General features: G+C 61.2%; 13 protein-coding genes. 10 read left to right on the top strand and 3 right to left on the bottom strand.

All coding sequences use genetic code 11. From position 1 onward, the window contains the following. Positions 1–25: 25 nt before the first annotated feature. Positions 26–523 carry a type VI secretion system contractile sheath small subunit gene (gene tssB / locus M2400_RS30915; protein ID WP_177044496.1) on the bottom strand — a complete coding sequence of 166 codons (498 nt, stop codon included), beginning with the start codon at positions 521–523 and terminating at the stop codon, positions 26–28. A gap of 32 nt (positions 524–555) precedes the next feature. Then, entirely contained in the window at positions 556–2,109 is a 1,554-nt protein-coding gene (gene tssA / locus M2400_RS30910) for a type VI secretion system protein TssA (protein WP_259198804.1), read from the bottom strand. A 476-nt stretch (positions 2,110–2,585) separates the two neighbouring features. On the opposite strand from tssA, the gene M2400_RS30905 reads away from it, so the two are divergent. After that, positions 2,586–3,101: an Hcp family type VI secretion system effector gene (locus M2400_RS30905; RefSeq protein ID WP_003208034.1), complete on the top strand. Its 516-nt coding sequence runs from the start codon at positions 2,586–2,588 to the stop codon at positions 3,099–3,101. A gap of 55 nt (positions 3,102–3,156) precedes the next feature. Here M2400_RS30905 and M2400_RS30900 read toward each other — a convergent pair whose 3' ends face one another. Further along, on the bottom strand, positions 3,157–3,978 hold the full coding sequence (locus M2400_RS30900; RefSeq protein ID WP_177078506.1) for an aldo/keto reductase: 822 nt from the start codon (positions 3,976–3,978) through the stop codon (positions 3,157–3,159). Between the two features lie 108 nt (positions 3,979–4,086). On the opposite strand from M2400_RS30900, the gene M2400_RS30895 reads away from it, so the two are divergent. The 9 genes from M2400_RS30895 to M2400_RS30855 all read left to right on the top strand — a co-directional run bounded on the left by M2400_RS30895 (position 4,087) and on the right by M2400_RS30855 (position 14,327). Continuing rightward, positions 4,087–4,581, top strand: coding sequence for a DUF1543 domain-containing protein (locus M2400_RS30895; protein ID WP_259198803.1), 495 nt, complete (start codon positions 4,087–4,089; stop codon positions 4,579–4,581). 103 nt (positions 4,582–4,684) lie between these two features. After that, complete coding sequence (locus M2400_RS30890; protein WP_259198802.1) at positions 4,685–5,785, top strand: polyamine ABC transporter substrate-binding protein; 1,101 nt, start codon at positions 4,685–4,687, stop codon at positions 5,783–5,785. Between the two features lie 25 nt (positions 5,786–5,810). Beyond that, the gene (locus M2400_RS30885; protein WP_177044472.1) at positions 5,811–7,229 is read left to right on the top strand and encodes an aminotransferase; all 1,419 of its coding nucleotides are present in this window, start codon (positions 5,811–5,813) and stop codon (positions 7,227–7,229) included. A 56-nt stretch (positions 7,230–7,285) separates the two neighbouring features. After that, positions 7,286–8,146 (top strand): response regulator transcription factor, encoded by an 861-nt coding sequence (locus tag M2400_RS30880; RefSeq protein WP_259198801.1) that lies wholly within the window; start codon positions 7,286–7,288, stop codon positions 8,144–8,146. A 227-nt stretch (positions 8,147–8,373) separates the two neighbouring features. Next, entirely contained in the window at positions 8,374–8,655 is a 282-nt protein-coding gene (locus M2400_RS30875; RefSeq protein ID WP_003208024.1) for a peptidylprolyl isomerase, read from the top strand. Positions 8,656–8,795: 140 nt separating this feature from the next. Next, complete coding sequence (locus tag M2400_RS30870; protein ID WP_177044468.1) at positions 8,796–10,655, top strand: extracellular solute-binding protein; 1,860 nt, start codon at positions 8,796–8,798, stop codon at positions 10,653–10,655. Continuing rightward, positions 10,655–11,716, top strand: a complete 1,062-nt coding sequence (locus M2400_RS30865; protein ID WP_177044466.1) for a microcin C ABC transporter permease YejB — start codon at positions 10,655–10,657, stop codon at positions 11,714–11,716. The genes M2400_RS30870 and M2400_RS30865 overlap by 1 nt, the downstream gene beginning before the upstream one ends. Beyond that, a complete protein-coding gene (locus M2400_RS30860; protein ID WP_003208019.1) occupies positions 11,716–12,738 on the top strand; it encodes an ABC transporter permease in 1,023 nt (340 codons plus the stop codon). Before M2400_RS30865 ends, M2400_RS30860 begins: the two co-directional genes overlap by 1 nt. A gap of 11 nt (positions 12,739–12,749) precedes the next feature. Next, on the top strand, positions 12,750–14,327 hold the full coding sequence (locus M2400_RS30855; RefSeq protein ID WP_259198800.1) for an ABC transporter ATP-binding protein: 1,578 nt from the start codon (positions 12,750–12,752) through the stop codon (positions 14,325–14,327). Positions 14,328–14,441: the final 114 nt, after the last annotated feature.

Below are 14,441 nucleotides of genomic sequence, written 5' to 3'. Positions count from 1 at the left end.
GGTCAGTGTCCTTTTACTGAAAGATTCATACGGCGGAGCTGGTCAGCCCCAGTTCAGCCAGTACCCGGCTGCGGGACTCGTCATCTGCAAGGGCGTTTTCAATGGCTTTTCGAAAACTCGGTGTGTTGCCCAGGGGCCCCTTGAGCGCCACGAGTGCATCGCGCAGGTCCATCAGTTTCTTCAGCTCGGGTATTTGTTCGATCAGGTGCGCAGGGTTGAAGTCCTTCATCGAATTGATCCTGACCTGGACCGCCAGCTCGTCGGGTTCCGCAGAATCCTGGAGCCGATTGGGGACACTCAAGGTCAGGCTCAAGGCCTGTTTGGCCAGCACCTCGTCAAGGCTGTTCTTGTCGATACCGACGGGCTTGCGGTCTTCGAGCTTGCGCAGGTCTTCACGCTGGGTGAAGTCGCCAAGCACCAGCAACTTCAACGGCAGCTCAACCTCTTCCTGTGCGCCGCCGACGGCGGGTTTGAACGTGATATTGATACGCTCCTTGGGGGCTACCGAACCTTCTTTCGCCATGGTGTTTCTCCTTTTTCGGGTGGCTCGAAAGCCTATTCAAGTACCGCTTCAAGATCGAAGTGGCACAGCCTGCGATGGACTTCTTCCTTGCGCTCACGCACGGAATGGCTTTGCGGCAACGCATCACAACAGCCATACAAGAGTTGCAGCACTTCAACCGCCAGTTCGGGCTCCCAACGCTGCAAGCCTGATTGCTGAAGTTCGTGGTCCAGGTGGTCGAGCTGGACTTTGGCGAGATCGTGCTTGCCCGCCAGCACACACAACCTGGCCAGGCCAAGCCGCCAATGGAATCGTGCACGCTCACCTGTTGCGGTTTGCATGCCTTGCTTGAGCGACCGGACGGCTACCTTGACCCCGTCCTTGCGCAGCACGGGCATGATCTCGCTCAATGCGATGTCCCAGGGCGCAGCCTGGGTATCAAGCACTGACTTGGGGGATACCGGAGCTTGCAAATGACGGGCAACCTGGGTGTTGATCCAGCCTCGGGTAACGGGGTCGGCGAAGGGTGTGCCATCGTGAAAGCGCAACTGGACGAGCCCTGGCAATCGCTGGAGCAACAAGGCGAAGTGCACTTCCAGCTCGGTCATGGCCAAATCCGCCTGAAGTGCCTGCAGGCACTCCCAAACCCTGTACAAGCCGTCAAACCAGAAAGGTGCGCAGGCCAGGCTGGCCTCAAGCTCCAGCAACAGGTCGGCGTGCTGCCCCTGGGCAAGGCGCTCCTGGAAGCGCTTGAGCTTGTCCGGCGCGGGCCCCCGCAACGGCGTCACCAGCTCCGCGTCACAGTCCGGCAGACTGGTGATCGTCAACCAGGTCAACGTTCGACTCAGGCGCAGCGCGCGCAGGTCAGTGGCGTTCTGGCGCTGCCACCAGGCACACAACGGCCGGGCACTCTCTTGCAGCGTGCGCAGCAGCTTATGGGCATCCTTTTCGTTATCCACCACCGGCTCAGGTGCCAGTAGCTGAGTCGCTACATGCCTGATCTGGGCAATCACCCCTGCGGTACCGCCCGGCGGGGGATCGCTCTCGGTGGCCTGCTGCAACCTGTCCGACAACTGCCTGCGAATCGGCAATAACAGTGGCGCGTCTGCACAGAGATGTTCGGTCCACAGCTCATCGAGCCGGGTCAGGTGCTCGAGCATGCAGTGGAACAAGGGCCGCTGATCCTTGAATGAAAGGTGTTGCCCAAGCACCTGCTCGAGGCGCGGGACCAGCCAGCAAAAGGCGGCACCGCGGGTGCGCAGCTTGCCCGGATACACAACTGCCCAATGATGCTCACAGAGGTAGCGCAACAACCCCAGGCCGGCGAGCAGCCCCGGGAAGGATTCGCGCTGATGCAATGCCCAGGTCAACCAGACAGCGACCCGCAAGTCCTTGGACTTATGACGCAACAGCGCTTCACTTTTTTCCACGACCCACTGCCAGTCAGGCTGACTGTTACCGTGTATGGAATGCGCCTTTCCCAGTTCGACTTCAAGCGCCTCATACTCCGTAGAAAAACGCATATCAGCGCCCGCAAAACTCGCTTTCGAGTTGGGTGCCCGTGCAAGTTCCAGGTAATAATCGGAAATTCTGTCTGAATAAACCATTAAGGGCCGCGCTTTACTTTTCAGGACATGTCCAGCGAACTAATAGCAATTCAAACCCAGATTAGAACACTGTTTTAAATTCGCCTTACCGGCGGAAAGAGCACGAACCTTATCCATGAAAAAAGCAATGTTCAAGCCACGAAACGAGAGTTAAGGAATATCCTACAAAAATACAAACCGAGGTAATGCGCAGTAATTTGCACAGTAAAATCAGAAACTAACGTTACAGCAGAAGCAAACCCAACAAACAAAACCCGTATCGACATGAGCAACTAACTGCGCACCCCTGCGCAAACAAATACAACTAACTCAACCTGCAAACAGACAACCCACTTTAAAACACAAGCCCACAACACCTTAACTCGCTGTTTTTATTAACCCTTTAACTTTCCGGCACACTTCTTGATATCGAGCATTACCCGCTCGGCAGATCAGCCGACTGGGGCGACCTCATTTATCAGGCAAGGAAACCCGTCATGCCAACACCCGCGTATCTCTCCATCACCGGCACCAAGCAAGGCTTGATTACGGCAGGCACGTTCACCCAGGACTCGGTCGGCAACATTTATCAGGAAGGCCACGAGGACCAGATCCTGGTGGAAGCATTCCAGCATCAGGTGATCATTCCCCGCGACCCGCAATCCGGCCAGCCAACCGGTCAGCGCGTGCACAAACCCCTGATGATCAGCAAGGTGTTCGATAAGTCTTCGCCACTGCTGTTCAGTGCGTTGACCTCCGGGGAAATGGTCAAGTGCCGCCTTGAGTGGTACCGCACCTCTTCAGCCGGCACCCAGGAGCACTACTTCACCATCGAGTTGGAGGACGCGATCCTGGTGGACATCCAGTCACGGATGCCTAACTGCCAGGACCCGAACAACGCACACTTCACGCACCTGGAGGATGTGTATTTCACTTACCGGAAAATCGTCTGGACCCATGAGGTGTCCGGCACCTCGGGCTCTGATGACTGGCGCAGCCCGGTAGCAGGCTAAGCACAAGCCGAAACAGAAACGGCAACGCCATGGGCGGCGCCGTTTCTGCCACGCGCTAGACCATCGCCAACGGATGCTTGCGCTTGGGCGCGCCAAATACCCGGTCGATCGCATCCAGGTCGTGCTCATCCAGCACAAGCTTTGCCGCCGCCGCATTGAGCCGCACATGCTCGGGCGTCACGGCCTTGGGAATGGCGATCACGCCGTCCTGGCGCAATACCCAGGCCAGGGAAACCTGGGCGGGTGTGACCTCGTGGCGACGGGCAATTTGTTTGAGGGTCGGGCTGGCCAACAACTCGCCGCCCTGGGCGATGGGACAGTAGGCCATCAAGGGCAGGTTATGTTGCTGCCACCACGGCAGCAGGTCGAATTCGATACCGCGCTCTTCGATGTTGTAGAGCACCTGATTGGTGGCGCAGGCCGGGGACGCCAGTTCCTGCAGGTCGGCCACATCAAAGTTGGACACACCCCAACGGCCGATCTTGCCCGCCTCACGCAAGCGCTCGAAGGCTTCCACCGTTTCTTCAAGGGGATACTGCCCACGCCAATGCAGCAGATACAGGTCGATATAGTCGGTGCCCAGGCGCTGGAGACTGGCCTCACACGCACGTGGAACGCCTTTGTGGCTGGCATTGTGCGGGTACACCTTGCTCACCAGGAATACCTGGTCGCGTTTGCCGCGAATCGCCTCGCCGACGACTTCTTCGGCGCCGCCTTCGCCATACATCTCAGCGGTGTCGATCAGGGTCAGGCCCTCATCGATGCCCAATTGCAACGCGGCGACCTCGGCGCTGCGTTGGCCGGGATCCTCGCCCATGCGCCAGGTCCCCTGGCCGATGACAGGGACGGGTACGCCGGCCAGATCAATGGTACGCATGACAACCTCCTGATGAATTCGCCAATTAACAGTGTGGCACTGACTGGACAAAAGGGTTCAATCGAACGATGGTGGCACCTTCCATCCTGGCCTTAGAAAGGACGTGCAATGCTGTTTGTGGTCATGCTCGGGGGCAAGCACCCTCGGGCAAAAATCGAAGTACACGATGTGGTGTTTGCCGTCGCCGACACCCTGGAAGCCGCCTACCCGCAACTGCGCGACGGCTGGTTCGGCAGCCAGAAAGGTGTGCATATCGATTCCTGGATGACGGTCGACGGCGTCGATGGCTGGAAAGTCCGGCTCAGCCCGCTGGCACCCGAAGCCGGGGCGCAACGCCTGTACTTCATCAACCTGGGCGGTTATGAATCGAACGTCTTTGGCGAAGCCCACCACTACCTGCTGGTGGTGGCCCGCACTGCCAGGGAAGCCGCCACCCAAGGCAAACTGCAGATGCTCAGCCACTGGACACAATCCCACACCGACGGCGTGCTGGACATCGACGATTGCCTGCCCATCGACCTGGTAGACGGGCGCTACATCCACCTGGAACCCGGTACCCACCGTCCGGTCACCACGCGAAACGACTACATCGTCCTGCCCTGACCGTCTCCTACCCGAACAGGGTATGGCGCCCACCCGCTACCTGCCTGAAAGTGCAATCAGCCCCTCGGTCTGACAACAAGCACAACATCAAGGTGGGTCCGCCATGCATAAAGCCGTTATCGCCCTGTTCAGCGCTGTCTTGCTTGCCTCAACGTCCCTCAGCCAGGCCGCTGACGACCCTGGCAACACCTTGCGCATCTACAACTGGGCCGATTACATCGGGGAACACACCCTCGCCGACTTCGAAAAGGCCACCGGCATCAAGGTGATCTACGACACCTACGATTCCTACGAAACCGTGCAAGGCAAGCTGCTCTCCGGGCGTTCGGGTTATGACCTGGTGGTGCTCAACGCTTCACTGGTGCCCCTGCTGATCAAGGCCAAGGTCTTCCAGCCCCTCAACAAAGCGCTGCTGCCCGACTGGAATAACCTCGACCCGCTAGTGCTGAAAAGCCTGGAAACCCATGACCCGGGCGTGACCTATTCGGCGCCCTACACCTGGGGCAGCAATGGCGTGACCTACAACATCGACAAGATCAAGGAGCGCATGCCGGATGCGCCCATCGGCTCCCTGGCGATGATCTTCGACCCCAAGATCATTTCGCGCTTTGCCGATTGCGGCATCACTTTTATCGACTCCCCCACCGACATGATCCCGCTGGCCCTGACTTACCTGGGCCTGGACCCCAACAGTGTGGCGCCCAAAGACCTCAAGGCCGCCCAGGATGTGTTGATGGCCGTGCGGCCCTACATCCGTAAATTCGACTCCAGTGGCTTTATCAACGGCCTGGCCAACGGTGAGCTGTGCATGGCCACCACCTGGTCCGGCGATTACGCCACCTCCCAGGCCCGGGCGGCGGAAGCCGGGGCCAAGGTCAACCTGGGCTACTTCATTCCCAAGGAAGGCTCGCTGATCTGGTTCGATAACTTTTACATCCCGGCAGACGCGCCTCACGTGGCGAATGCCCACAAGTTCATCGAATTCCTCCTGCAACCCGAGGTTATCGCCGGCGTCAGCAACACCATTCACTACGCCAACAGCAACTTGGCCGCAAAGCCCCTGGTGAATGCAGACATACGCGACAACCCGGCCATCTACCCGGACGCGGCGACGATGCAGCGCCTGTTCACCCAGAAAAGCCAGTCCCAAGCCGCCGTGCGCCTGATCACCCGTACCTGGAATGCCGTGAAGACCGGCAAGTGAAACCCAGCCATTGAAGGTAAATGCCATGACTCTGCCAAATCCTGCCTTTTTCGCCCAGTTCGACCACGACCAGTTGGACGCCGCCGACAAGGCCCATTACATGCACGGCTTCCACATGTTCGACGAGCACCGCGAACAAGGCTCGCTGAACATCGCAGCCGGTGACGGCGCCTACATCTACGACACTGCCGGCAACCGCTACCTGGATGCGGTCGGCGGCATGTGGTGCACGAATATCGGCCTGGGGCGCGAGGAAATGGCCGATGCCATCGCCAACCAGGTCCGCCAACTGGCGTACTCCAACCCGTTCTGCGACATGGCCAACGTCACCGCCATTGAACTGTGCGCCAAACTCGCCAGCCTGGCTCCCGGCGACCTCGACCATGTGTTCCTGACCACCGGTGGCTCCACCGCCGTCGATACCGCCTACCGCCTGGTGCAGTTCTATCAGAACAGTCGCGGCAAGCATGAGAAGAAACACATCATCTCGCGCTTCAGCGCGTACCACGGCTCGACGTTCCTGACGATGTCCATCGGCAACAAGGCCGCCGACCGCGCGCCGGAATTCGACTTCATGAGCGACCTGTTCCACCACATCTCGTGCCCCAACTATTACCGGGCGCCTGCGGGCATGAGCGAGGCGCAGTTCCTCGACTTCCTGGTGGATGAGTTCGAAGACAAGATCCTGACCATCGGCGCCGACAAGGTGGCGGCGTTCTTTGCCGAGCCGATCATGGGCTCGGGCGGCGTGATCATCCCGCCGAAGGGTTATCACCGGCGCATGTGGGAAATCTGCCAACGCTATGACCTGCTGTACGTGGCCGATGAAGTGGTGACGTCCTTCGGGCGGCTGGGAAAATTCTTCGCCTCCCAGGAGGTGTTCGACATGCAGCCGGACATCATCACCACCGCCAAGGGCCTGACCTCCGGCTACCTGCCCCTGGGCGCGTGTATTTTCTCGGATCGCATCTGGCAAGTGATCGGCGAACCGGGCAAGGGCCGCTGCTTTACCCATGGTTTCACCTACAGCGGCCACCCGGTGAGTTGCGTGGCGGCGCTGAAGAACATCGAGATCATCGAGCGGGAAAACCTGCTGGCCCATGTCGAGGACGTCGGTGTGTACCTGGAACAGCGCCTGCAAACCCTGGCCAGCCTGCCGCTGGTGGGCGACGTGCGCTGCCAGCGCCTGATGGCCTGCATTGAGTTTGTCGCCGACAAACACACCAAGGCGCTGCTGCCGGACGCGGTGAACATCGGCGAGAAAATCCACCTGCGAGCCCAGGCCAAAGGCTTGCTGGTGCGGCCCATCGGCCACCTGAATGTGATGTCGCCACCGCTGATCATCACCCACGCCCAGGTGGATGAGGTGGTGGAGATCCTGCGCCAGTGCATCCTCGACACCGCCCAAGAGCTGCGCCAAAGCGGCGAGTATCAAGGCCGATGAACCCCGGCGCCTCGGTGCTTTTGCCGGGGCCCTGGCCGGCGGGTAGACTGGCCGGCATGAACCAGAATGCCGATCACTGCCCTGCCCCGTCTTTCCAGATGCTTGACGCCTGGAATGGCGCGTTGGCCCATGCCTTCGCCAGCGTTGACGAAGCGACCTTCCTTGAACACCTGGCCTGCGCCCTCAGCGCCCTGACCCCGATCGAATCGATGATGATCAGCCTGGAGCGCCAGGGCCAGGCGCCGCACTTGCTCTACCAGCAAGGCATCCCCCGGCCGCACTACGAAGAAATCATCAACCGCTACTTTTCCCGGGGCTACCTGCTGGACCCGTTCTGCCTCGCGGTAGACAAGGGCCTGGCCGAAGGTTTCTACCACCTGGCACAAATCGCCCCGGATGACTTCTTCAACAGCGAGTACTACAAGACCTACTACCTGCGCAGCGGCGGCGCCCAGGAGAGCTACTACATCGTCGACCTGTGCCCCAACAGCAAGATTTCCCTGTGCATGTTCCAGGGCCTGAGTGCTGGCCAGTTCAGCGACGAACAACTGGCGCTGCAGCGAACCGCACAACCGATCGTGCGCGAACTGCTGCGCCGCTTCGGCACCACGGGCGGGCTGTGCAAGGTGATCAGCGACGAGGCCTTCACCCAGACCCAGGTGCATCAGCAGATTGAAGCGGCGTTCATGCATTTTGGCAGCGGCGTGTTGACCGTACGCGAACGGGAAATTGCCCACCTGATCCTGCGCGGGCACTCGGTGAAATCCACCGCGCAGGTGCTGGGCATCTCCCCGGAGACCGTGCGCATGCACCGCAAGCATCTGTACACGAAGCTTGAGATCAATTCCCAGGCGGAGCTGTTTGCGCTGTTTATCGATTGGCTGACCCACAGCGGCGTAATGGCCCGCCACACCTGACCCACCCCCCCGTAGCAGCTGTCGAGCCCCAGCGAGGCTGCGTTGGTAGCGACCCGATCTCGTGCCTGGCGCATCAGCGGTGGTGCGGCTAACGCAGCCTCGCTGGGGCTCGACAGCTGCTACGGGGGGGCGCTCGTGAGGCTGCGGGTCATTCTTGGGGAACTTTGCCAGGAAATAACCACCTGAATCCGGTACGCTCAGCATTTTTACCCAAGGAGATACCCCTCATGGCCAAAGCCACCGCCCGTCACATCCTCGTTGCCACCGAAGACAAGTGCAACGAACTGAAAGCGCAAATCGAAGGCGGCGCCGACTTCGCCGAAGTTGCCAAAGCCAACTCGTCCTGCCCGTCCAGCCGTCAAGGCGGCGACCTGGGTTCGTTCGGCCCGGGCCAAATGGTCAAGGAATTCGACACCGTCGTGTTCAGCGCCCCGGTCAACACCGTGCAAGGCCCGGTGAAAACCCAGTTCGGTTATCACCTGCTGGAAGTGACCAGCCGTCAGGACTGATTCGGTCCGCGCTAATGTTTAAAACAACGGCCCGCCTTTTGGTGGGCCGTTGTGCATCCGAGACAGTGTGATGACTGGCGAGGCGTACGCGCTTAGCGTACAAATCCCTTTACCTCTTCACCCGGCGCCCAAGGCTGATAATGCGAGTCGCTTTTTCTACCCTGTTTTGCTCCACCCTGGCCCTGCTGCTGGCCAGCACCGCCGTGATCGCCGCGCCGCAATCGGCGCTGACCGTGTATGGCGAACCGGCCAAATACCAACCCGGCTTCACCCACTTCGACTACGCCAACCCCAACGCCCCCAAGGGCGGCAGCCTGCGACGCTCGGCCATCGAGATTGGGCGCTACGACCATGTGCTGCCCTATGGCGACAAAGGCATTGGCGTGAGCCAGGTCGACGGCTGGCTGTATTCGCCCCTGGCCCTGCGCTCGCTGGACGAGCCCTACACGGTCTACGGCCTGGTGGCGGAAAAGATGGAGCGGTCAGACGACGGTCTGTCCCTGCGTTTTTACCTGAACCCCAAGGCGCGCTTCGCCGATGGCCAGCCGATCACCGCCGAAGACGTACGCTACAGCTTCGACCTGCTGATGACCCAGGGCAGCCTGCGCTACCGCACGCTGTTCGCCGACGTGAAACACGTCGAGGTCGAAGGCCCGCGCCAGGTGCGCTTCGATTTCGCAAGCAATGAAAACCGCACCCTGCCCCTGGACGTCGCCACCCTGCCGGTGTTTCCCGAGCATTGGTGGAAGACCCGCGACTTCGCCGACGGCGGCGGCTACGAGATTCCCCTCGGCAGCGGCCCCTACACCATCAGCAAGGTGGATGCCGGCAACACCATCACCTTCAAGCGCGACCCGAACTGGTGGGGCAAGGACCTGCCCATCAGCCGTGGCCTGTACAACTTCGATCACCTGAGCCTGGAATACTTCGGCGACACCGAAGTGGCGCGCCAGGTCCTGCGGGGCGGCGCCTACGACTTCAACCGCGAATTCTCCGCCACCGGCTACTCCATCGGCTACAACGGCCCGGCCCTCGACGATGGCCGCCTGCAACGTGCGCACCTGGCCAAGGAGGCGCCGCAGCCGGCCCAGGGTTACGTGTTCAACGTGCAAAAACCGATGTTCAAGGACCGCCGCGTGCGCCAGGCCCTGGCGATGCTGTGGGACTTCGAGTGGGCCAACCGGCAGATGATGCGCAACATGTACATCCGCCAGCAGAGTTTTTTCTCCAACAGCCCGCTGGCGGCGACCCAACTGCCGGACGCCCAGGAGCTGGCGATCCTGGAACCCCTGCGCGGGCAGATTCCCGACGAAGTCTTCACCCAGGTATTCAAGGCCCCCACCACCGACGGCACCGGGATGATCCGCGACAAGCAGCTGCAAGCCCTGGCGCTGCTGGAGCAGGCCGGCTGGAAGCCCGACGGTGACAAGCTGGTGAATGCCGAGGGAGAGCCGCTGGAGTTCACCTTCCTCAACGCCCAGAACGGCCTTGAGCGCCTGTTGTTGCCGTACAAGCGCAACCTGGCGCAGATCGGTATCACCCTCAACATCCGGCGTATCGACTCCTCGCAATACGTCAACCGCCTGATGACCCGGGACTACGACATGATCGTCACCGGCTTCCCGGTCACCACCTCGCCGGGGATGGAGCTGTACAACTACTTCGGTTCCGCCGCAGCGTTTGATACCGGCGCCAACAACTACATGGTGCTCAAGGACCCGGCCGTCGACAGCCTGATCAACGGCCTGGTGAAGGCCAACACCCAGTCGCAGATGCTCAGTTACGCCCATGCCCTGGACCGCGTACTGCAATGGAATTACCTGTGGATTCCCAACTACTACCCGCCCGGCACTTCCGCCGCGTGGTGGAACCGTTTCGGCCGCCCGGCCGTAGAAGCCAAGACCGATGAAGCCCTGGAAACCTGGTGGGAAATCAGCCCCACGCCGTTGACCAATGAACAGATGAAAGCCGAACTGACCAAACGCCCGGGAGCCCGCTGATGTTTGCCTATATCGTGCGGCGCTTGCTGCTGATCATTCCCACCCTGGTGATTATCCTGCTGGTGAACTTCGTCATCGTCCAGGCCGCCCCCGGCGGGCCGGTGGAACAAGCCATCGCTCACCTCCAGGGGATTGGCGGCGGCGGCATCGGTACGGGCGGCGGTGATGGTGCCGCCGTCGGCTCACGGGCCAGCCGTGGCCTGGACCCGAAACTGATCCAGGAAATCGAAAAACAATACGGCTTCGACAAATCCGCCCCGGAACGCCTGTGGCTGATGCTCAAGAGCTACGCCCAACTGGATTTCGGCAACAGCTTCTTCCGTGGCAAAAGTGTGATCGACCTGATCCTGGAAAAGATGCCGGTGACCATTTCCCTCGGGCTGTGGGCCACCTTGATCACCTACCTGGTGTCGATCCCCCTGGGGATACGCAAGGCGGTGCGTCATGGCAGCAGTTTTGATGTGTGGAGCAGCACCGCGATCGTGATTGGCTATGCGATGCCGGCATTCCTGTTTGCGATGTTCCTGATCGTGGTATTCGCCGGCGGCACCTCGCTGAACTGGTTCCCGGTGCGCGGACTGGTTTCGGAAAACTTCGACCAGTTGAGCACCGTCGGCAAGATCGCCGACTACTTCTGGCACCTGGTGTTGCCGGTCAGCGCCCTGGTGATCGGCGGTTTCGCCACCTTGACCATTCTCACCAAAAACTCGTTCCTCAATGAAATCACCCGCCAATACGTGGTCACCGCCCGAGCCAAAGGCTTGAGCGAACGCCGGGTGCTGTACGGGCATGTGTTTCGCAACGCCATGCTGCTGGTGATCTCGGGGATTCCCCAAGCGTTTATCGCGGTGTTCTTTGCCGGTTCGCTGCTGATCGAGGTGATTTTCTCCCTCGATGGCCTCGGCCGCATGAGCTACGAAGCCGCAGTTTCACGGGACTACCCGGTGGTATTCGGTTCGTTGTTTATCTTCACGTTGTTTGGCCTCTTGATAAAACTCATCGGTGACCTCTGCTACACCCTGGTGGACCCGCGTATCGACTTCGCCGCGAGGAACGCCTGATGCTCAAGCTTTCTCCCGTGGCCCGTCGACGCTTTGAACGCTTCAAGAAAAACCGACGCGGCTGGTGGTCGCTGTGGCTGTTTATCGGCCTGTTTATCCTGACCCTCGGCGGCGAGTTGATCGCCAACGACAAACCCTTGGTGCTCAGCTACCAGAACGAACTGTATTTCCCGGTATTCAAGCGCTACACCGAGCAGGAATTCGGCGGGCAACTGCCGTTCCAGGCGGATTACCGCAGTGAGTACGTGCAGAACCTGATCAAGAAGGACGGCGGCTGGATGCTGTTCCCGCCGATCCCGTTCAGCGACGACACGCCCAACTATGAACTGACCCGCCCAGCCCCCAGCCCGCCCTCGAGCGTGAACTGGCTGGGCACCGACGATCAGTCCCGCGACGTGCTGGCGCGGGTGATCTTCGGCGCACGGGTGTCGATCCTGTTTGCCCTGGCCCTCACCGCCATCAGCGCCGCCATCGGCATCGCCGCCGGGGCTTTGCAGGGTTACTACGGAGGCTGGGTCGACTTGCTCGGGCAACGCATCCTGGAAGTGTGGTCCGGGCTGCCGGTGCTGTATTTGCTGATCATCCTGTCGGGGTTTGTCGAGCCGAATTTCTGGTGGTTGCTGGGGATCATGGCGCTGTTTTCGTGGCTGGCGCTGGTGGACGTGGTGCGCGCCGAGTTCCTGCGGGGGCGCAACCTGGAGTACGTCAAGGCTGCGCGGGCGCTGGGCCTGGGGGACGGCAAGATCATCCGCCGGCATATCCTGCCGAACGCGATGACCGCCACCCTGAGCTACTTGCCGTTCATTTTGACCGGGGCGATTTCCACCTTGAGCGCCCTGGATTTCCTTGGCTTCGGCATGCCCGCCGGCAGCGCGTCACTGGGGGAACTGATCGCCCAGGGCAAGCAAAACCTGCAAGCGCCGTGGCTGGGGCTGACCGCGTTTTTCACCCTGGCGCTGATCCTGTCGTTGCTGGTGTTTATCGGCGAGGCGTTGCGTGACGCCTTCGACCCACGCTCATGAAGGGCTTTGAGATGACTGAAAACCTGATCGAGATTCGCGATCTGAGCGTCGCCTTCAATGGCCAGGCCGTGGTGCGCAAACTGTGCCTCGACGTGCGCCCCGGCGAATGCCTGGCGCTGGTGGGCGAGTCGGGTTCGGGCAAATCGGTGACCGCCCATTCGATCCTGCAACTGCTGCCCGAGGCCGGCACCGAAACCACCGGCTCGGTGCGCTATCGCGGCCAGGAGCTGCTCGGCGCCTCCCCCGCCACCCTGCAAAAACTGCGGGGCAACCGGATTGCGATGATCTTCCAGGAGCCGATGACCTCCCTCAATCCGCTGCACAGCATCGAGAAGCAGATCGGCGAAACCCTGCTGTTGCACAAGGGCCTGGGCGGCAAACAAGCCCAGGCGCGGATCCTTGAATTGCTGGAACTGGTGGGCATCCAGAAGCCCCGGGAACGGCTCAAGGCCTACCCTCATCAACTCTCCGGCGGCCAGCGCCAGCGGGTGATGATCGCCATGGCCCTGGCCTGCGAGCCGGAACTGTTGATTGCCGACGAACCCACCACCGCGCTGGATGTGACGGTGCAGCGCAAGATCCTGCTGCTGCTCAAGTCCCTGCAACAACGCCTGGGCATGTCGCTGCTGCTGATCAGCCATGACCTCAACCTGGTGCGCAGCATTGCCCAACGGGTGTGCGTGATGAAGGCCGGGGAGATTGTCGAGCAAGCCGAATGCGAGACCCTGTTCTGCGCCCCGCAGCACCCTTACAGCCGCCTGCTGCTGGATGCCGAGCCGGCAGGCATCGTATTGAATCACGAGGTGCGCGAGACGGTGCTGCAGGTGGATGACCTGAGCGTGCAGTTCCCGCTGGGCGGCGGGCTGTTCCGGCGCAAACAGTACCTGCAGGCGGTGGACGGCATCAGCCTGACGGTGCAGCGCGGCAAGACGCTGGGGATTGTCGGCGAGTCCGGCTCGGGCAAGTCCACCCTGGGCCAGGCGATTTTGCGCCTGCTGGATGCCAGCGGCGCGATTCGCTTCCAGGGCGAAGCGCTCGAGGGCCTGACGCAAAAGCAGATGCAGCCGTGGCGCAAGCAGATGCAGGTGGTGTTCCAGGACCCGTTCGGCAGCCTCAGCCCGCGGATGTCGGTGGCGCAGATCATCAGCGAAGGCCTGGAAGTGCATGCCCCGTGCAGCCTCAAGGACCGCGAAACCCAAGTGATCCGCGTGCTGGAAGACGTGGGCCTGGATCCCGCCAGCCGCCATCGCTACCCCCACGAATTCTCCGGCGGCCAGCGCCAGCGCATCGCCATCGCCCGCGCCCTGGTGCTCAAGCCGGCGCTGATCCTGCTGGACGAGCCCACCTCGGCGTTGGACCGTACCGTGCAGAAACAGGTAGTCGCCCTGCTGCTTGAGCTACAGGAAAAGTACGGCCTGACCTACCTGTTTATCAGCCATGATCTGGCCGTGGTGCGGGCCCTGGCCCACGACATGATCGTGATCAAGGACGGCAAGGTGGTGGAACGCGGCCCCAGCGATGAAGTGTTTGCCGCGCCTCAACACCCCTACACCCGGGAACTGCTGGCCGCAGCGCACATCCCCCTGTAGGAGCCGGGGGGGGGGGGGGGGGGGGCGCCAGATTTGCACAAGCCGCCCGCCGGGGGCGGCCCGGGGCGTTTGTGAAAAATTTTTTTTTGGGTGCCCCCCCAGAAAAACAACCAA

This window comes from Pseudomonas sp. BIGb0558 (genome assembly GCF_024807515.1).
GTDB classification, from domain to species: Bacteria; Pseudomonadota; Gammaproteobacteria; order Pseudomonadales; family Pseudomonadaceae; genus Aquipseudomonas; species Aquipseudomonas yamanorum_A.
Note: the sequence above shows the minus strand (reverse complement) of the source record. Positions and strands in the feature narration are given on the sequence as shown.